General features: G+C 56.3%; 18 protein-coding genes. 15 read left to right on the top strand and 3 right to left on the bottom strand.

Features of this window, described 5'->3' with window-relative positions; translation table 11 throughout:
• The 11 genes from Enr10x_RS09970 (at position 1) to Enr10x_RS09920 (ending at position 10,636) form a co-directional block, all read left to right on the top strand.
• A protein-coding gene (locus Enr10x_RS09970; protein WP_390621349.1) for an IS5 family transposase occupies positions 1-830 on the top strand; the annotation gives its coding sequence in 2 pieces (ribosomal slippage) (positions 1-391 and positions 391-830; 831 coding nt in all).
• Positions 831-1,347: 517 nt separating this feature from the next.
• Positions 1,348-2,205 (top strand): hypothetical protein, encoded by an 858-nt coding sequence (locus tag Enr10x_RS09965; protein ID WP_145448934.1) that lies wholly within the window; start codon positions 1,348-1,350, stop codon positions 2,203-2,205.
• Positions 2,206-2,378: 173 nt separating this feature from the next.
• Positions 2,379-2,900, top strand: coding sequence for a hypothetical protein (locus Enr10x_RS09960; protein ID WP_145448933.1), 522 nt, complete (start codon positions 2,379-2,381; stop codon positions 2,898-2,900).
• A gap of 160 nt (positions 2,901-3,060) precedes the next feature.
• A complete protein-coding gene (locus Enr10x_RS09955; RefSeq protein ID WP_145448932.1) occupies positions 3,061-4,989 on the top strand; it encodes a pyruvate kinase in 1,929 nt (642 codons plus the stop codon).
• The gene (locus Enr10x_RS09950) at positions 4,961-5,503 is read left to right on the top strand and encodes a GNAT family N-acetyltransferase (RefSeq protein WP_145448931.1); all 543 of its coding nucleotides are present in this window, start codon (positions 4,961-4,963) and stop codon (positions 5,501-5,503) included. The genes Enr10x_RS09955 and Enr10x_RS09950 overlap by 29 nt, the downstream gene beginning before the upstream one ends.
• Positions 5,504-5,636: 133 nt before the next feature.
• The gene (locus Enr10x_RS09945; RefSeq protein WP_145040837.1) at positions 5,637-5,885 is read left to right on the top strand and encodes a histidine kinase; all 249 of its coding nucleotides are present in this window, start codon (positions 5,637-5,639) and stop codon (positions 5,883-5,885) included.
• 45 nt (positions 5,886-5,930) lie between these two features.
• Positions 5,931-6,944 carry a DUF3592 domain-containing protein gene (locus Enr10x_RS09940; protein ID WP_145448930.1) on the top strand — a complete coding sequence of 338 codons (1,014 nt, stop codon included), beginning with the start codon at positions 5,931-5,933 and terminating at the stop codon, positions 6,942-6,944.
• Entirely contained in the window at positions 6,929-7,381 is a 453-nt protein-coding gene (locus tag Enr10x_RS09935; RefSeq protein ID WP_145448929.1) for a hypothetical protein, read from the top strand. The genes Enr10x_RS09940 and Enr10x_RS09935 overlap by 16 nt, the downstream gene beginning before the upstream one ends.
• A gap of 26 nt (positions 7,382-7,407) precedes the next feature.
• Positions 7,408-7,731, top strand: coding sequence for a hypothetical protein (locus Enr10x_RS09930; RefSeq protein ID WP_145448928.1), 324 nt, complete (start codon positions 7,408-7,410; stop codon positions 7,729-7,731).
• A 437-nt stretch (positions 7,732-8,168) separates the two neighbouring features.
• Positions 8,169-8,519 carry a DUF6122 family protein gene (locus Enr10x_RS09925; protein WP_145448927.1) on the top strand — a complete coding sequence of 117 codons (351 nt, stop codon included), beginning with the start codon at positions 8,169-8,171 and terminating at the stop codon, positions 8,517-8,519.
• 146 nt (positions 8,520-8,665) lie between these two features.
• A complete protein-coding gene (locus Enr10x_RS09920) occupies positions 8,666-10,636 on the top strand; it encodes an FAD-dependent oxidoreductase (protein ID WP_145448926.1) in 1,971 nt (656 codons plus the stop codon).
• A 31-nt stretch (positions 10,637-10,667) separates the two neighbouring features.
• On the opposite strand, the gene Enr10x_RS09915 is transcribed toward Enr10x_RS09920, so the two are convergent.
• The 3 genes from Enr10x_RS09915 to Enr10x_RS09905 are packed head-to-tail and all read right to left on the bottom strand — an operon-like array spanning position 10,668 to position 15,057.
• Positions 10,668-11,915 carry an exo-alpha-sialidase gene (locus tag Enr10x_RS09915; RefSeq protein WP_145448925.1) on the bottom strand — a complete coding sequence of 416 codons (1,248 nt, stop codon included), beginning with the start codon at positions 11,913-11,915 and terminating at the stop codon, positions 10,668-10,670.
• Positions 11,912-13,516 carry an FAD-dependent oxidoreductase gene (locus Enr10x_RS09910; RefSeq protein WP_145448924.1) on the bottom strand — a complete coding sequence of 535 codons (1,605 nt, stop codon included), beginning with the start codon at positions 13,514-13,516 and terminating at the stop codon, positions 11,912-11,914. The genes Enr10x_RS09915 and Enr10x_RS09910 overlap by 4 nt, the downstream gene beginning before the upstream one ends.
• Entirely contained in the window at positions 13,513-15,057 is a 1,545-nt protein-coding gene (locus Enr10x_RS09905) for a sodium:solute symporter (RefSeq protein ID WP_145448923.1), read from the bottom strand. The genes Enr10x_RS09910 and Enr10x_RS09905 overlap by 4 nt, the downstream gene beginning before the upstream one ends.
• A gap of 88 nt (positions 15,058-15,145) precedes the next feature.
• On the opposite strand from Enr10x_RS09905, the gene Enr10x_RS09900 reads away from it, so the two are divergent.
• The 4 genes from Enr10x_RS09900 to Enr10x_RS09885 all read left to right on the top strand — a co-directional run bounded on the left by Enr10x_RS09900 (position 15,146) and on the right by Enr10x_RS09885 (position 18,273).
• Positions 15,146-15,886, top strand: coding sequence for an AraC family transcriptional regulator (locus Enr10x_RS09900; protein ID WP_145448922.1), 741 nt, complete (start codon positions 15,146-15,148; stop codon positions 15,884-15,886).
• Positions 15,887-16,046: 160 nt separating this feature from the next.
• Positions 16,047-16,448 carry a tetratricopeptide repeat protein gene (locus tag Enr10x_RS09895; protein ID WP_145448921.1) on the top strand — a complete coding sequence of 134 codons (402 nt, stop codon included), beginning with the start codon at positions 16,047-16,049 and terminating at the stop codon, positions 16,446-16,448.
• Between the two features lie 4 nt (positions 16,449-16,452).
• Entirely contained in the window at positions 16,453-16,878 is a 426-nt protein-coding gene (locus Enr10x_RS09890) for a hypothetical protein (protein ID WP_145448920.1), read from the top strand.
• A gap of 216 nt (positions 16,879-17,094) precedes the next feature.
• A complete protein-coding gene (locus Enr10x_RS09885) occupies positions 17,095-18,273 on the top strand; it encodes a tetratricopeptide repeat protein (protein ID WP_145448919.1) in 1,179 nt (392 codons plus the stop codon).
• The last annotated feature ends 152 nt before the right edge of the window (positions 18,274-18,425 follow it).

Genomic DNA, 18,425 nt, shown 5'->3' with positions numbered 1-18,425 from the left:
ATGACCCGCGTGTCACGACCTGCCACAGGTCGCAACATTACCGGGTCCAGGACGGAACCAAAACCACAACTCTCGGACGAGCAATGGCTTCTGATCAAAGATCTGTTTCCAGAACCACCGGTAAACGCAGCCGGAGGGCGGCCCAGAGTGGCTGCCCGCGAGTGCCTCGAAGGAATCCTTTGGGTATTAAGGACCGGTGCCCGATGGAAAGATTTACCAACATTTTTACCATCTCCCAGCACCTGCTGGCGGCGTTTCAAGGAATGGACCGAAGACGGTGTCTTCCTGGAAGCGTGGCAGCGATTGCTCGAACACTTAGACCGCCGGAAGCTGGTTGTCTGGTCGGAAGCATTCGGGGATGGCACATTCTGCCCCGCAAAAAAAGGGGCGCCGATGTCGGAAAGACAAAACGGGGAAAGGGAACCAAGCTTATGCTGCTGGTCGACGGAAACGGGCTCCCTCTCGCTTTGGATCGTGCCAGTGCCTCTCCGGCAGAGGTGAAGCTGATTGAATCCCTGCTGGACCAGCGAGTTTTGCCACGCGACCCCGATCGCCTGATTTATGATCGTGCGGCCGACAGCGATCCCCTGCGCACAGAGCTGGCGGAACGGCAGATAGAGCTGATCTGTCCGCATCGCAAGAACCGTGTGAAACCAGCGACGCAAGACGGGCGTGCTCTGCGGCGATATCGACGCCGCTGGAAAGTCGAACGCACCATCAGCTGGCTGTTCAACTTTCGTCGTCTGGTAATACGATATGAACGATACAGTCATTTGTTTTTAGGATTCGCACAACTCGCGTGCGTGTTCACCTTACTTAATAAGTTATGAAACCACTTCTAGGGTCGTGGATACTATAGAAACGGGTTTAATGGGCGTGGTTACTACGGACGTGGCTACAACAATGGCTGGAACGGAAACTGGGGAACCGGTTACCGGGGCTGGTCGCGCAGTCAGCGTCAGGGAGCTGCCGTGGGGGCCCAGATCGGTGGTGCCCTGGGGGGACAGACCGGTGCCGCTATCGGAGCCGGAATTGGTGCTGATGTTGCAAACTAGTTGAAGAGCGCAACACAAGGAGGAATCTAACCGACTGACGTTGGTCGGTCGATGAAGGAGCATGTTCGAGGCAGATCAGCCATGGCCCTTAGCTGATCTGCCTTTTTTGCTGCGCTGAAGAAATCAGACGGCTGTCTGCAAGATCTTGCGGAGTCCCTGGGCCACCGTTTGAAATTCTGTCTTTTTGGGGACGTTTCTGGTATTATTCAGTGTTGGTACGCGGCTTGCTGTCTCTCTGCAGTGTTACCAGACGTTATCTCACAGACTCGCAAGATATATGGGAGGAATTCCAATGAAGGGCCTGAATTTAAGAGTCTTGACCGCAGCACTGGCGCTGGGGCTGAGCCCCCTGCTCCTGTCGGCGCAGTTACAGAGTGTTGAGAACGGTGGAGCATCAGAGGGGGCAGTCACTGCTGAGAAACCCGGCCAGGGAGCCAGTCAGAGCCGGAATGCTGACCCTGGAGACAACGGGAGTGTCGCAGCGGAAAAGCCTGAGGAGGCTGCTCCCCCGCCGAAATTGAAATCCACCCCGGGGCAGGCGAAGCCGGGGGCAGACCAAAACCCGGATGCTGCTGGAAAGATGCAGGGGCAGCCCAAAATCAAGATCGATCCCATTGTGCGGGAGGGGACCGCGCATCTGGATATCGATGAAACCACCCGCTCCAGGTACACCTACTTCAAGGGGCACTGGTGGTTCTACATGGGAAACGGGGAGTGGATGATCTCGAAAGACGGAAAATGGGAACCCGTCGACACCTCAAAGTACCGTAAGTCGAGTCGGAAAATGTCACAGTCGGGGACCTCACAGCGAGGTGGGCCCGCGCGGTCTAGATCAGGAAGCAGTAACTACTACAACTACGATGACTCGCCCGCCTTCGGTAACTACTACGGCACAGGCAGCTATTACAATGGTGGCTATACCCGCCCCTTCTACAACAACAACGGACGTGGTGACTATGGTCGTGGTTACTATGGGAATGGATTTTATGGTCGTGGTTACTACGGCCGTGGTTATTACGGCAACGGTTATTATGGGCGTGGTCTGTATAACGGCTCGAGTAATGGCCGCTGGGGAACCGGTTCCCGTGGTACATCAGGAGGTCTGGGACTGGGGACGTCCGGTGGTGCCCCCATCGGCCTGGGGCCTTAGCTGAATGGCCCATTATTCGTTCGTTTGGAGAGAAATCTCTGCAAGGAAAGGCCCTGTTAATGCCAGGTTGGTTAAAAAACTTGCGTTTTGATTCCGAATTGGTATTGTGAATAGAACCTTCCCTGCATTGCCAGGATTATCTATTTGCTCTGGGGTTGAAAGGACGAATGAAAATGAAACCACTTTTTTTGAACGTATTAACCGTAACGGCAGTGTTAGGTGTATGCCCTCTGCTGCTGCAGGCTGCGGATCAGGCCGGTTCTTCCGCTGCAAAACTCGATCCGATTGTGAAACAGGGAACCGCGCATCTGGACATTGATGATGCGACGCGGGCACGGTATCGCTATAACGGTCAGTGGATGTACCAGACCGAAGAGGGGCAATGGCTGGTCCATCAGGACGGGAAATGGAAACCCGCTGATCCGACGACCTACACAGTTCCGGGGCTGCCACTGGCTGGCGGAAATCCGCTGGGGCCTTATTTCGATCAGTTTATTCCTGACTATGCCTACTGGGGGGAAGTCCGTCCGATCGGCAAAGCTTATTACGACCAGTTCATTCCCGCCAATGGCAGTGGGGGATACAACGGTCCGATTGGCACTGCCTATTTTGATCAATTCATTCCCTCTAATGGCAGCGGGGGGTATCACGGTCCGACTGGGACTGCTTATTACGATCAGTATATTCCCGACTAGGGTGCCAGGTCGTGTTACTCACGGCTGTTAAGATTTTGTGAAATCATGTGGCCCGAATACGATTTCTGGTTGCGATTTTGAGCCGATCGGTCAGAGTGGAAAGTGGTCCTGAATCGTATCAGGGAGATCACAGGCAGCAGACTTCACCAGAGGGTGTCCCTTGTCGGTAGAGCATGGCGGCTCCGGTTATCAATCCAGTAACCAGGAGTATGAACAGGTCTTTGAAGAGTTGGTCGTCATACGTGACAGACTGGTCTCGGAGGGAGTCTGCTCACAGCCCCTGCTGGCGCAGATTCATGCAGGATATCGCGACAGTGCCCGCAACCTGCTGCATTATCTCGCGCTCCGGCATCGCGACTTGCGTCCCCTGCAGATACGACTGGCAGCCCTGGGGCTCTCTTCCCTGGGCCGGGCGGAATCGCATGTGCTGGCGACCATCGATGCGGTGCTGGAAGTGCTGCAGCGGCTGACCGGAAATATGACCGAACTGGCCGAGCCGGATGGGCCAACCATTGATTTCAGCACGGGGGAACGGTTGCTCGTCGAACATACCGAAGCCCTGCTGGGGCCGGCTGCTCCGGGACGCGGGGTGCGAATCATGGTGACCATGCCCAGTGAGGCCGCCGACGATTACGAGCTGGTCTATCACCTGTTACAGCAGGGCATGGAATGCATGCGGATCAATTGTGCGCACGACGACGCGGAAGCCTGGTCGCGGATGATTGCCCATTTGAGGCGTGCTGAACTCGCGTTAGGGAAGAAATGCCGGGTGGTGATGGATCTGGGCGGACCGAAACTGCGGACCGGGCCCCTGGAAGCGGTGGCCTCTGTGGTTAAAATCCGTCCCCGCCGCGATGAGTATGGCCGGGTGATCGCCCCGGCGCGGATCTGGTTCTACCCGGCGGATCAACCGGTGGCCTCCCCTGCACCGGCAGATGCCTGTCTGCCGGTGGATGCGGGCTGGCTGAAGCGGCTGGCGGTAGGAGACAAGATCCGATTGATCGATGCGCGGCATTCACGACGCACTTTTCGCGTGGTGGATTGTGTGGACGAGGGCTGCTGGGCAGAGGCCGATAAAACGACGTACATTGTGCCCGGGACGACCTTGCGACAACGGAGTGAGACCGGAAAACGCAAACTGAGGACGACTAACGTTGTCTACGTCGCGCCCCGGGAAAACAGTCTGCTGCTGCATCCGGGGGATCAGTTGATCGTCACCCGGGATCAGCTGCCGGGCCGTCCCGAGGTGCGGGACAGCGGCGGGCAGGTGCTGACGCCGGCCCGGATCGGTTGTTCGATTCCGACCGTCTTTGATGATGTGCAGTCGGGCGAGTCGATCTGGTTCGATGACGGCAAAATCGGGGGCGTGGTCGAGAAGGTGGAATCGACACAGGTGCAGGTGCGGATCACTCAGACGCGCCTGCAGGGAGCGAAGCTGAGAGCCGATAAAGGGATTAATCTGCCCGAGAGTAAGCTCAGCCTGCCCGCTTTGACAGAGCAGGATCTGGAAGATCTGTCGTTTGTCGCAGCACATGCGGATGTCGTCGAGTTGTCGTTTGCGAATCGTGCCAGTGATGTGGAACAGCTGCAGGCGGAGCTGCAGCGGCTGGACGGGCGGCAGCCGGCGATCGTGTTGAAGATTGAGACGCGGCAGGGTTTTGAAAATCTGCCCGACATGCTGCTGACGGCGATGCGTTCTCCCTGTTGCGGGGTGATGATTGCCCGCGGTGACCTGGCAGTGGAGTGCGGCTTTGAACGGATGGCGGAAGTCCAGGAAGAAATTCTCTGGATCTGTGAAGCGGCGCACGTCCCCGTGATCTGGGCGACGCAGGTGCTGGAGACGCTGGCTAAAGAAGGCATGCCGTCCCGCGCGGAAATTACCGATGCGGCGATGGGCCACCGGGCGGAATGCGTGATGCTCAATAAGGGGCCGCATGTGTTACACGCGGTCAAGACGCTGGATAATATTTTAAGGCGAATGCAGGCGCATCAGGCGAAAAAACGATCGATGCTGCGTGAACTGCGCCTGTCGACTCATTCTGCAGCAATGAAAGCCGGGAATGGACATCAGGCAGACAACGGCAGCTGATCTTGAGACTGTCAAAGCGGTGCACCGGGAGGCATTCGGGCCCGAGGAAGGACCGGTGATCGTTTCGCTGCTGGACGAACTGCTGCCCGATCCGACGGCCGAGCCGATCCTCTCACTGCTGGTGGAAGACGGGCCGCGCGTGCTGGGGCATGTGCTGTTTACTAAGGTGGTGATCCAGGGGGCGGAGCCGGTGGCTGCACGGATTCTGGCTCCGCTGGCGGTGCTTCCCTCTGCTCAGAAACAGGGCGTGGGGCAACAACTAATCGAAACGGGATTGTCCCAGTTACGTGACGCGGGAGTCGAACTGGTGTTTGTGCTGGGCGATCCTGCCTATTACACACGGTTTGGTTTTCAGCCGGCGGGCGTCCAGGAGCTCATTGCGCCGCATCCCATTCCAGTGGAACACGCGGACGCGTGGATGGTGCAGGAACTCTGCCCGGGTGTACTGGGACGTGTTACGGGAGAGGTTGTCTGTTCTGAGGTGCTCAATCGGCGGGAATACTGGATCGGGTGAGGTGTCATTCTAACGATCCGGGGACGCAGTTCACTGCTGGTTGACAGTTACCTTGAGTCTGTTACGATTTGGTAAGACTGTTCTTACAGGAACAGGGCCCGTTGACGCTTTCAGATCAAAGGACTGCCGCATCATGATCAGCACCGCCGAAATCAGTTTCTATCCGCTGCAGGAAGAATACAAACCGCTTATCAAAGAATTCATCGCGAAGCTGCAGAGCTATTCCGGTCTCCGCGTGACCCCCGGTTCCACGTCGACTTACGCCGTCGGCGACTATGACCGACTGATGGAATGCATGACCGAGATCATGGCCTGGAGCCACGAAGAACAGGGCAAAGGCGTGTTCGTGGTGAAGTTTCTGCCGGGTTATGAGGCGAAATGAATCGGGATTAACGTTGGATATGAACTGTCAGCTCGGGAGCGCGCCATGATCACAAAATATGTGCTGGACGACCCGGATACGCTGATTCGTATCGGGTGGCTTCCGGGGTTCTGTCTGGATGATCTGACTTCGTGGAAAACTCAAATCACCACCTCGGGTGAACTGACGCAGGTGATTCGCTGGCATACTGAACCACTTTGGGCAGAATCAGACAATCCCTATTTCCGTAATCGCCCCAAGCGGGATGTGCGTTTTGCTCAGCTTACCGAAAAGCAGATGGAGCAGCTACGGAACACGATCGATGCTCTGGATCTGGAGGGACTGCGGCAGCTTCAGGAAAAGTATGGTAATTCGATTGATGATGCTGAAGAAGTGTCCCTTGAAATTCCATTTAGTCAGTTGGATCTGCGACTGCCCGTCTATTCGCTGGGCTGGGGTTTAGAGCGTGAGGAGGCAGACTGTAGAAAAAGGAGGGAGGCGTATCTGCAATCGATCATTCAGCTCGAAGAACTCGTCAATTCATTCGCTCCCTTTTCTGCGGAAAAGCATTTCCAGGAATTGCATGCGCAGCGGGAAAAAGATCACGCTGAGGATGAACGGCGTCGATTGAACCCCTCCTGGGCTGAAGTCGTGACCGATTACTTTCTGCGGGGCACGTTGTATCTGTGGATCACCATGATGATTTTCACCGTCTGCCTGATTCCCCTGGTCGGGTTTTATGAACTGGGGAAGACTGTCTGGTATTTGAGCCGGTATGAAAGTGAACCGGGTGAGGTGGTGGGCTGCCACTGGAAAGAGACAGAGCATTCCTCAGGATATGCGATTGTGGTCCAGACGAAAGCGGGAGTACACCTGACGGGCAGCTGGTACGGTAGAAGGGAAAACTGTCTGAAACAATTGGGTGACCGTATCGAAGTGCTGGTCGACCCACAGGACAGGCAGGTGGCCGTGTTGAACACATTTATTGACCGATGGTTGCCTGCGCTGACTTTACTGGGCCTGACGGGAATTGGTGTGTACTTTTATTTGAAGAGACGAATCCGTTGCCCGAAGAAATGAAAGATCGCCGCGAACTGATGCAGAAAATATCCATCCAGATCTCTGAGGGAATCACCATTTCTACGCAGTTATCTGAAACGGAGGTTGCACAGATTGAGGGAGTTGAACAGCAGGAGATGCAAAACGGGGGGTATGTCTGGTATCGTTTACCTGTTGTCGAGGTTGATGAGCACAGGATGATTTTCAGTCTCGCTTTTTATGAGGGGAAGCTTCGCGAATACAACATCGCTCTGGTGGAGTCAAAACAGAAGGACGGTAGCTGGAATGACTGGTCTGAATCTGAGGAACGCTTACGGGCCGAAGCTATAGCAGCATGGCTGCGTGACAAGGGATATGAAGCGAGAGTGTACCCATGGGGTGAGGTCTGGGTGGGATATGATCCTCAGACTGGGGCCGGATGTGCACATATTGGTTTTTTCTCTTTCCATCTGGATTAAGAACGGTGAATGACTGTGGAAGGTTGATGAAGAGTATGAATCGGCTGATCGTCAGTATTGATCCATCCCGGATGGAGAATCCAGATCTCGACATCCGCTATGACCTGTTCGATTACCTGGATGAGTTGTTTCCTGATATGCTGCAGGATGGAGGCTATGATTATGCAGGGCCCCAGCCTTTGCTGTTAATCTTTCTTGAAATCAGCCAGGAATCACCCCATCTGCAACTGGATTCATTGCTGGAAGCGATTCAATCTTATCAACGGTTTGGGGCGGACTTTAAAAATGTGATCCAGGTCTTTATCGATTCTGTGGACAGTGATCCGGTCTACTCTTATCCAGATTCTTGAAGAGATCGTTTTCGATTTAATTGAGGAATTACCTATTCTCGATGTGAGGCAGGCTCAGTGATATGACTGAAATGGAGAATGACGAGCAAACAAGGCCCAAACTCTGGTGGATACTGATGCCGCTGCGGTTTGTGACCGAAATTACTGTGGGACTTTACGATTTTATTCTAAGCCGGTATCTTGTCGCTGCAGTTCTGGTGGGAATCATCTGGGGACCACTCCACCTTGTCTGGGGGATCTCCACGGGTTTTTATAAATGGCCCACTCTGATCGTTGGGTTAATATTGACGGGTTTGTGGGAGGGATGTTCGATCTTCACGATCCGACATCGAGTGCCACGCTGGATGTTACTCAGGGAAGATTGAAGCGTCCTGCTGCCTGATCTATGATGACGGCTTCTGTTCAGATTAATTTCGGTCAAAGGATCCCCTGCTCTTATGGAAGCTGTTCCGGATGTTGTGCGGCATCTGATTCATTATGCGTGTCACCTGCTGGTTCCCTTTCTGATTGCGCGTCTGCTCTGGAAGGAACACTGGGTGCAGGCGGGGCTGATTATGCTGGCGACGATGCTGATCGACGTTGATCACCTGCTGGCCGATCCGATTTTTGATCCGCATCGCTGCAGCCTGGGGTTTCATCCACTGCATACCTGGTGGGCGGCGGCCGTGTATGCGGCGCTACTCTGTATTCCTTCCTGGCGCTGGCGGGCGGTGGCGGTGGGCTGTCTGTGGCATCTGGCGACAGATGGGATCGACTGTCTGCTGGGCGGGCATTGTCTGTTTTGTTGAGTCGGGTTGCGAATTGCGTTGACATTCACCGGGTTCGATTACTCAAGAACCTTAAGCATGGTGTTGCTTCGTCTGGCGTCGGGCGGTAAACCATAAGGATTGTTTATTCCTGCTGAAAACTAATCCTGCAAACCTGGTCTGCCATCATGATATTTTCCTGCCTGCGTCAATGGACTTTTCTGGCGATCTTAAGTCTGGTCGCCTTTTCCGGAACGAGTACTGGTGTGGCACAGCCTGAAACCGTGGAGGCGGATGTCTGCATTTACGGGGCGACTCCTTCGGGGATCCTGGCGGCGGTCACGGTGCAGCGCGAGGGACGGTCGGCGGTGATTGTGGAGCCGAGTCGCTGGGTGGGTGGCATTCTGGGGGCGGGGCTCAAGCCGATGCAGGACTGTCCCAACTATGCGGCGACCGGAGGGATGACACGGGGGCTGTTGAAAAGCCTGGGGCAGCCGAACTGGACCGAAGATCGAACGGAGAACCGCCGGGTGCTGGCGGAGATCAGTCCGAAAACGATTCGCGAAGACTTTCAGAAACTGCTCGCGAAGCACAAGATCAGGGTGATCTTCGATCATCGTATTGCCGGTTGTACGCCACAGGCGAGAGACAAAACCGCGATTCAGGCGGCTCTGTTCGATCGGGCCCCCTTCGACAAACTGGGGACGCCGGTTGTGGAACCCGAAGCCCGCGAGGCATTACGTGTTGTGGCGCAGATCTTTATTGATGCCAGTTACGAAGGGGATCTGCTGGCGAAAGCAGGCGTGTCCTATCGCGTCGGCCGGGAATCGTCGGAGGAGTTTGGCGAGGAATTCGCTGGTGTGCAGCCCCCGGTGGGGCTGACTCCCGTGGATCCGTTCCAGACGCCCGGCGATCCAGAGAGTGGTCTGTTACGCGGGGTGGAAAAAGATCATGGGAAGCCGCTGGGGGCGGCGGACGATTACACGCAGGCGTATAATTTTCGGTATTACACGACCAGCGATCCCGCACACAGGGCTCCGTTTGGTGTTCCTGAGGATTACCGGGCGGAAGACTTCGAACTGGTGGGCCGGTATGTAGAGTATCTGAAGCAGCAGCATCCCCGGGAGAAGGACTTGCGGCAGCGGCTGATCGGGATATTTCCGGGCTGGAAGAACTCGGGCGAGTGGAACTATCAGCGGAGTTCGCTGATTTCGATGTCGCCGGTGGGCATCAGCCGGTTTTATGCCGACGGTGATGTCGCTGCGCACGTGAAGATCTGGCAGGCACATAGAGACTATTTAAGTGGGCTACATCATTTCATGAGTACCGATGACCGCGTGCCTGAGTTTTATCGTCAGGAAGTGGCTGAACTCGGACTGGATCAACGCCCTCATCCTGAGACAGCCGGCTGGCCGCATCAGTTGTATGTGCGCGTGTCGCGACGCCTGGCGGGGCGTTATACGGTGACGGCGCACGATGTGTATAACAAGACAGAGATCGAGGATCCGATCTGCCTGGCGCAGTACGGGATCGACGTGTACCCGGTTCGGCGGATCTGGTTACAGCAGGAGGGACAGACCCTGGTCGGCCTGGAGGGCAAGATGTTTGTCGGCGGTTCCAAGGGGCCGACGAATCAGCCCTACCCGATTGCCTATCGGGCGATCACACCTCAGCAGGACGAATGCACAAACCTGCTGGTGCCGGTCTGTTTTTCAGCGACGCATCTGGGGTACGCCTCGGCGCGGATGGAGCCGGTGTTTATGATCTGCGGTGAGTCGGCAGGGATCGCGGCCTGCCAGGCTCTGGCGGAAAACTGTGCCGTGCAGGACATCGATGCGAAAGCCTATCGACGGGTCCTGGAGCGGGCCGGGCAGAAACTGGTGTGGGATCCCGCGACGGATCAACCCGATTCAGGGATGGGAAAATCAGGGGGCCGCTATACGATGCGGGGGCTGCTCCGGGAGTGCGATGCGGATGGGAACGGGACGGTCTCCCAGGCGGAATGGAATGAGAAGAAATCTCCCTATGAGTGGCTGTTCGGGTTCATTGATGTGAACAGCGACGGACAGATCGTCGCCAGCGAATACGAGGCGTTTCAGAGGTATAAAGCGCAGCACCCGGACTGGCAGAAACGGATTAAAACCGCAGGCCTGAAGTGAGTTCACGGGAGGCCTGCGGAGCGCGTTCCGTCTAGTTGTGGTCTGATTTCAGCAGGGTGTCGATGTCGGCGAGTTTCACGCGGAAGACTTCGGTCTGCAGCTTGTTGCGTGAGAAGGCGATGTAGAGGTAACCGTCGTGCTCGATGACGTGCGGGTATTGCAGACTGGCGATGCCGGCACTGAATTTCTTCTTTAGCGAGGCAAGCTCAACGGGGAGTTCGGCTGGAGAGGGGATCTCCAGCTTCGCCAGACGGGTGAAGGTTTTGTTGTCGGGGCTGACCGCCAGGTGGAGTTCGCGGCGGTTGACCTGGGGGTTCGCATTGAGGACGAGTACGCGGAAGCCGTGGCTGGTGCCCAGCGAAAACAGTTTGCTTTTGGCGTTGGGGAAGTTGGAGAGGAGCGGGGTGTCCCAGGTGCGGCCTTCGTCTTTGGAAGTCGAGAAGAAGAGCCGCTGCGATTTGCCGTTGTCGCGGAAGAGTGCATACAGGCTGTTATCGGGCAGGACCCAGAAGATCGGTTCGTCGGGACGGAAGCCAGAGACCTGTTTGACGCCCACTACGGGAAAGGACTGCCAGTCGTTGAGGGCTTTGACGCCGCCGATCAGTACGCTGACGTTGAACCGCGAATCGCGGCGGGTCAGAATCCAGTTGTTAGAGGGGAGCTTCTGCGGGGGGAAGTTGTTGATGGCATTGTCGTAGAGTTGGCCCTCATAGATCCACTTGTCCTGCTTTGGCTCCCAGCGGTAGGCGACCAGTTCCAGGTGTTTTTTGTCCGGGGGGCCGAAGGCGCCGTGTCCCTGGTATTTCGCTGCTAATGTCAGCAGTTGACCATCGCGGAGCCAGAGTCCGCGGGCGATGAAGGCGTGGGGCTTTTCGGGAGTGCCCGTGACCGATTTTGCTGGGCTCCAGTGGAGACCATCGACGCTGGTGACGTACTTGATTTCCTGGGTCGGTTCGTCTTCGATGCGGGGGCCGTCGCTCCAGATGCACCAGAACTTGCCATCATGATAGATCAGGTAGTTGTGCAGGTTCAGTCGCAGGTCGCGGAGGTCGATCTTATCTGATTTTCTCGGATAAGGCCCCAGGGCTGCCGGGTTGATGATGGCGTGTTCGCCTTTGAGTACCGGGAGACTTTGGTAATCGATGGCCGCGGGATCGGTGCCGGAACCGGGGAGGTTCAGAACGGTGACCGGTGAGTCTGATTTCTCTGCTGCGACGGCAGGAACGAGGGCCGCGGTGATCGATGCCAGAAGGGTGAGCGTATAAATCAGCTGTTTCATGACTGGGGTTCCCTGGTGGAAGCGTGGTTGATTTCAGGTTGATGTTGGAGGATCTGACCTTCGCTGGCCAGTTGCTGTTGCAGTTCGTGAATCGGAATGTTGCGGGGGGCACACTGTTGCGCAATCGCCAGATGGGCGGCGACGCCGGCGGCCTGCCCGAGGGCCATCCAGGTCGGTTCCATTCGAATCGACGAAAAGGCGACGTGCGTCGTCGAGGCGGCCACCGGGACGAGGAGTCCATCCATAGTCTGCGGCACCATGATCCGATAGGGGATCTCGTAGGGGCGGGTAATCTGGTCCAGCATGCCGAGATAGCCTTCGAGGACGATGGTGTTACCCGGTTGTCTGGGCTGACAGGGGAAGCTGTCGATGGGGAATTCGCCGATGGCGATGGTGTCGGCGAAGGTTTCGATTTCTGCCTGGTCAATCCCCTGCTCCGGCTGATGGGTGATGTGCCGTTCCGTGAGGGTGAATTCTCCCTGGAGGCGACGCCCCTCGCGGATGTAGAGCTGCCAGGGGAAATGCTGGTTATCGGTGAATTCGTCCTGTGGGAGATGATATTGTCGGGCGATCTGGCGATGTTGCATTGGAATCTGCGAGTCGTTTTGCAGGAACCAGAGCAGGCCGAGGGTGCGGTTGCGGATGCGGGTGGAGATAGCGGCGCGGGTGGCGGCGTCTCCGGTGATATAGCCGCGGTTCAGTTCCGGAAAAGGGAAGCCGAGCGGACGCGGGTTGATGTTGACGTCGGTTTTGTGGTTCGGGAGCGGCGTGACGCTGAGAGCGCGGACCAGCGTGTTAAAGTGAGCCGGTTCGTAGCCCCGGCCCGGTTTGAGCTGTAGCGGACCGGCCAGACGGCCAGCGGCCAGATCGTCGAAGTAGCCGAGGTAGTGGCGGCGGTCATAGTCGGGAGACGCTTCTGTTAAGGGTGCCGCGTTCGCGGGGGCAGTAGTCAGGCAGAGACGGTACGTGTAGGCGGGGAGTCGGTCGTCGCCTGCCCCGGTGCTGCCGGGGAGAAACTGTTGTCGCTGGTAGTCGAAGTAGATCTGACCGGCGTGGGGTTCGTCGAATTCGTCGCGGGATTCGCGTCCCAGTCGGAAGTCGGCACCTGCAGCGGCCAGGAGGTCGCCCTCATAGGTGGCGTCGAGGAAGACTTGCGCGTGGACGGTGATGCGTTCTCCCCTGGGACTGAGAATGTCGATTGCCGTCAATTGGTTTGCGCTGGTGGTCGCGGAGTCCAGGGTGTAACTGGTGAGGATGGTGATCTGCGGCTGTGCCTGGAGCATGTCGTGGAAGACGGTTTCGGCGACCGAGGGTTCGAAGTAATAGCCGTCCTGGCAGAGGGCGATGTCTGAGGAATCGGGAGCGTAGCAATCGAGGTAGTATTGGTGGATGCGCTGTGTGAATTCCTGAAACAGGCCGCCAATCAGGTAGCGGCGTTCGACGTCGCTTTTGCCCAGGCCGCTGGTGGACATGCCGCCGAGGTGGGCCTGGGGTTCGATTAACAGGACGCTGCGTCCAAGGCGGGCGGCAGCGATGGCCGCGGCGATCCCGCCGGGGGTGCCCCCGAGGATGGCGATGTCGGTCTGCAGAGTGCTGCTCATGACTGTTGCTCCTGCGTCCAGACGGTCAGGCCGGTGAGATCACGAGTGTTGGGGCTGCGGAAGAGACTGATCAGCAGCGCCAGCGAAATGAAGGCCAGATTGACGAACAGACCGACCCAGTAAGTATGAATCTGGAGGGACCAGGCTGCGGGGAGCCAGCCGCCGGTGCTCAGGCCGAGATAGAGGTTGACCAGGATCGCTCCGGCCAGGCCGATGACAGCGGCAGTGTTATCAACGCGGCGGGTGAAAAAGCCGAGCATGAACAGGCCAAGCAGACAGCCGCCAAAGACGGAGGCGATGATCCAACTGAGGTCGTTCATGCTTTCCTTTTCGACGGAGCTGAAGAAGACGGCGCTGCCGATCATGGCGGCTGAGGCCAGGACGGCGATCAGGCGGGCGAACCGCAGGTAGAAGCGGTCGTCCCTGCCCGGGGCCAGCCAGGGTTTGAGCAGGTCGACCGTGGTGACGGTGGCGATGGAGTTGATCGAGGAGTCGAGGCTGGACATGGCAGCCGCGAGGACTCCCGAAATGACGAGCCCGGCCAGACCCGCGGGGACCTGGGTGAGGATGAACCAGGGGAAGACTTCATCGGCCTGGAGGTTGGCGACTGCGGATTCCGGGAAGACGCGGTAGAAGACGAAGACGCAGGTGCCGACCAGGAAGAAGAAGGACCAGGTCAACACGGCGAGAACGGAATAGAGGGTGGTCGCTTTGCGGGCTTCGCGGAGGCTGCGGGCGGCGATGAATCGCTGGACGACGTTCTGGTCGCTGGAATAAATCGTCAGCCAGTTGAGCAGGCCCAGCAGGGAGACGGTCCAGAAGGTGCGTTCGGTCAGGTTGAAGTCAAATGAGCCGATGCCGAACTTGCCTTGGGCGGAACCGACTTCAAAGACCTGTGCGAGTCCGCCGGGCAGACGCAGGACGATAATCGTGAAACAGAGGATGCCCCCCAGCCAGAGGACGATGGTCTGAATAACGTCGGTCCAGATGACGGCTTCGATCCCGCCGGCAATGGTGTAGAAGGAGATGAAGATGCCGACGCCGATGATGACGAGACGGATATCCCAGCCGGTGAGCAGGCTGACCGGAATCGAAACCAGGAAGAGGACTTTCCCGAGGCGAATCAGTTGCAGGAGAATGAAACTGAGGGTGCCGTACAAACGGGGGACGGTGCCAAACCGGTCGCCCAGGTATTCGAAGGCACTGGTGGTGTTCCCCCGACGAAAAAAGGGAATGAAGACGATGATCGCCAGTACCGCGACAAAGGGTAAGGTGAGGTTAGAGATCAGCTGTCGCCAGTCGAGGGCGAAGGCGGCCGCTGGGAAGGCGAGGAATGTAACCGAGCTGATGGAGGTACCCAGCATGGAGAGGCCGATGGCCCAGCCGGGGAAATTTCGATCGCCGAGGAAGTAGTGTTCGGTCGACTGGTTGCGGCGGGAAAACCAGATTCCCATTCCCGCCATGAGCGTGAGGTAGACGAGGATCGCCGCCAGGTCGAGCGGGCGAAAGTGAACCGAATTGGCGAGGAGCACTGATAACATAATCGGCCATCCTACTGTTGACGGTGCCGCTGCGGAATAGGAGAATCGGTTATTTATTTGTCAAAAACGATCATGGGAAACTGTCGTGATGGGAGACTCATTTCAGTATATTGCCAGTAACCGGGTGCGGTTTCATCAGGAACTGCATCTGCGACCCCGGCGGATATCGCATTACCGGTTTCTGTATGTGGAAGCGGGGAGCGGCGAGTATCGGATCGCCGAGGAATCGTTTCAGGTCGCTGCTGGTTGGCTGGGCCTCCTGGCGCCCGGAGTGCGGGAGAACCGGTATTTCGGGCGGGAGCCGGTGTCGTATCTGTTCGTTGAATTTCAGTCGGCGAAGCGGCTGACCGAACAGCGTGCGGTCCCCTTCCCGGGCCAGGATCCCCAACGGTCGGCGCTGATCGGTTTGTTGAAAACGATCCAGGCGGAACAGGCGGATGAGGGAGGCTGTCTGCTGGCGGCGGCGGTACGGCTGATGTTTCCGGGAGCTGATCAGGGGGAACAGCGACGGCTGGATGATCGACTGCGGAAGGTGGTGCGGCTGATTGAGGCTGCCCCGGATCAGAATTATCGGATCAGCGCCCTGGCGGAGACCGCGGGGCTTTCGGAGCCGCACCTCAGGCGGTTATTTCGCGAGCAGATGGGCGAGAATCCCAAGCAGTTTCTGAGACGGACCCGCATGGAATTCGCCCGGCGGCTGATGCAACAGGAGGGCCTGCGTGTGGGAGAAGTCGCGCACCTGTTGGGGTTTGCGAGTGTCTTTCAGTTCTCAGCCCAGTATCGGCAGGTGCTGGGGCATCCGCCTTCGGCGGACCGGGGGACAGGGTGATTCAGACTCAGATTTGATTCGCCTCACCAGATTACTTTCGATAATTCGACGATCAGAATAAATGGACAGGTGTTGCATGGTGTGTCAGGTTTTGAAAGAATGGGGTTACATTTAGTTCATCACGCACCTGGCAATCAGAAGTAGTTGAGGGGAATCGTACATGATTGGATTTTTTAAACGGAAATCAAGGACACAACCTCCCTCTGCTGACGAGGCGATCGCTCGTGCTCAGCGTGGAGATAACAAGGGGGCGCTCAAGGAAGTAGATGCGCTCATTGCAGAAGCCCCTGGCGTGGCGATGAGTCATCGGTTTCGAGGAGAAACCCTGTTCGCGATGAACCGATACGACGAAGCCATTGAATCGTTTCTCACAGCGGAACGTCTTGGCGGGCCTGCTATGGAAGAGCTGTTCTTCTGGATCGCGCTGGCCCATGCCAATGCGGAGCGCCCGGATCGGGCTGTTGAGATTCTGCAAGAGTATATCGACTCACCGGCTGCCTCTCCTGATCTGTCCCAGAAGTGCAAAGCTGCGATCGCGCAAATACAAGGGACTCCGGGGTAGTGTCTTGCTGAATGACAGGTTGTGCCGAATCAATGAAATCGTAGAAACAACTAATATCGACGATTTCAGAATGGAATCATATTCAAGAGGCGAGCTTCTGATTACTGGAAGCTTTGATTTCGCGTATTATCACGAAGTCGAAGTTGAGTTTCGAGAAGTCACCTATCTTTCATTGCCGGTTCTATTTTGGAATCCACACTTTCGTCTGGCCTCAGATGATGAAATCGAAGCGGTTCGAAAATCCATTGCCGTGGGTGACAGACATATGGTTTTTTGTATTGAAGCAGAGAGTGATGCCGGCTTTGAGAAAATTCCATCTTATGTGGTCGCTGAAAGTGTCGTGCTGCGAGAAGGGACCGTTTATTATTATGAACGGGAAAATCTGGAAGAGAATGAGCGGATTGCGGACTGGGTGATACGAAAATCCTGAAGGTGGTCTGCTGTTCTGTTCCGTGTTTCTGAAACTGGATAGACGCTGTCTGGTATTCACTGTCGGACAAGCCGACAGTGGCACCCCACGTCGGGTCTGAAACAGAGACTGGATGCCGAAAACCTGCATTGATTTGCACCTGTGCAATCTCAAATTGCGAACCGTCTGATTTCGATTAAAATGGAATGAGGAACATAGAGCCGATCGGAATCGACGATGGAAGAAAATCTGGAAGCAGATATTGAAGCATTGACCCGGATGATTGATGCTCCTGGCCTCTCTGATGTGGAGTTGGCACAGGCGCTGATCAGTCGCGGTGTGCTCTATTCTCAATTTTCCCGATGGGAACCGGCGATCGCGGATTATTCACGAGTGCTGGAGGATCTGGGCGGTGCAACGCAAGAGTTGAAGGATCGTGCGCTGTTTCAACGTGCGCAGGCTTATGAAAAGACTCACGAGTATGTGAAGGCTGTGACAGATCGGATTCAGCGGAACGGGCATTCGAATCCCGACCTGGAACTGAAGATTGCCGCCTGTACTCAGGTGATTCAGCATCCGGATTCCAAAGTGACAGAGATTGCACAGGCATTACTGGATCGCAGTCGACTTTATATGAATCCGGAATATAGAAAGGATTCGATTCACCATTCGTCGAACTGGATACTGGCATTTGACGATCTGAAACGTGTGATTAACGAACTGGCGGATGTGCCGGAATCGTTCGTGGTTGAGGCATTGTTTCAGCGTTGTGAATTTACAGCAGGTTTGGTTTTTTTCAATACTCACGAATGCCTGATCGAAGATTACAGCATCATCATCGAAAAATGTCCGCAGGCGACCGATGCGCAGCTTTATGAAGCGTACCTGAACCGGGCGAGATGCTACGGCGTCGGACGGCAGTACGAACTGGCGATCGATGATCTTACAAAGGTGATGCAACGACTGTCTGAACTGTCCGCGTCTCAGAAATATAATATCTTGAGTGCGCGGAGTTACTGGTATTTCGCGATGGGGAAGCCTGAAGAGGCTGTCACTGATTGTAATACGATTCTCACACAGCTGTCTGGCTTATCAGGCAATGAGATTGCCAGCACGATTCTGGAACGGGGGAAGATTTCTCTGTCAACCGGGCAGTCGGAGACAGCGATCGCAGACTTTAATCGTGCCGTGGAAATGCAGGCTGAATCGGCGGAAGGGCTGAATCAGGCTCTGCTGACGCGGGGAGATGCTTATGCAGCGCTACAGTGTCCCAATCTGGCACGCGATGATTACCAGAGGATCATTGCACTGCAGGATGAGGCAGGGAGCAGGGAAGCGAATCACAGGCTGGATTTTCTTTACCGGGAATTTGGATACCCCTTTGAGTGGGATGGCAGACAGATCGAACATGATTAAGAATATTCGTGAATGTATCCTCATACTGGTCTTTATCCTGCTCTTACCGATTCTTGTGCCTTATTTCCTGTTAACCTTTAAACGCCGGTTGCGAGACGGGCAGTTTGGTGCGGTTGAATTCTTCCGCCGAGGCTGGAAGGTTCAGGAACGTG

Source organism: Gimesia panareensis (assembly GCF_007748155.1).
Classification (GTDB): Bacteria; Planctomycetota; Planctomycetia; order Planctomycetales; family Planctomycetaceae; genus Gimesia; species Gimesia panareensis.
The sequence above is the reverse complement of the archived record's forward strand: the minus strand, read 5'-3'. Positions and strand labels throughout refer to the sequence as shown.

Bases quoted from the DNA above. Each gene is read 5' to 3' on its own strand.
- Enr10x_RS09965 (WP_145448934.1), top strand. From the start codon at position 1,348: ATGAAGGGCCTGAATTTAAGAGTCTTGACCGCAGCACTGGCGCTGGGG.
- Enr10x_RS09960 (WP_145448933.1), top strand. From the start codon at position 2,379: ATGAAACCACTTTTTTTGAACGTATTAACCGTAACGGCAGTGTTAGGT.
- Enr10x_RS09950 (WP_145448931.1), top strand. From the start codon at position 4,961: ATGGACATCAGGCAGACAACGGCAGCTGATCTTGAGACTGTCAAAGCG.
- Enr10x_RS09945 (WP_145040837.1), top strand. From the start codon at position 5,637: ATGATCAGCACCGCCGAAATCAGTTTCTATCCGCTGCAGGAAGAATAC.
- Enr10x_RS09940 (WP_145448930.1), top strand. From the start codon at position 5,931: ATGATCACAAAATATGTGCTGGACGACCCGGATACGCTGATTCGTATC.
- Enr10x_RS09930 (WP_145448928.1), top strand. From the start codon at position 7,408: ATGAAGAGTATGAATCGGCTGATCGTCAGTATTGATCCATCCCGGATG.
- Enr10x_RS09925 (WP_145448927.1), top strand. From the start codon at position 8,169: ATGGAAGCTGTTCCGGATGTTGTGCGGCATCTGATTCATTATGCGTGT.
- Enr10x_RS09920 (WP_145448926.1), top strand. From the start codon at position 8,666: ATGATATTTTCCTGCCTGCGTCAATGGACTTTTCTGGCGATCTTAAGT.
- Enr10x_RS09915 (WP_145448925.1), bottom strand. From the start codon at position 11,915: ATGAAACAGCTGATTTATACGCTCACCCTTCTGGCATCGATCACCGCG.
- Enr10x_RS09910 (WP_145448924.1), bottom strand. From the start codon at position 13,516: ATGAGCAGCACTCTGCAGACCGACATCGCCATCCTCGGGGGCACCCCC.
- Enr10x_RS09905 (WP_145448923.1), bottom strand. From the start codon at position 15,057: ATGTTATCAGTGCTCCTCGCCAATTCGGTTCACTTTCGCCCGCTCGAC.
- Enr10x_RS09900 (WP_145448922.1), top strand. From the start codon at position 15,146: ATGGGAGACTCATTTCAGTATATTGCCAGTAACCGGGTGCGGTTTCAT.
- Enr10x_RS09895 (WP_145448921.1), top strand. From the start codon at position 16,047: ATGATTGGATTTTTTAAACGGAAATCAAGGACACAACCTCCCTCTGCT.
- Enr10x_RS09885 (WP_145448919.1), top strand. From the start codon at position 17,095: ATGGAAGAAAATCTGGAAGCAGATATTGAAGCATTGACCCGGATGATT.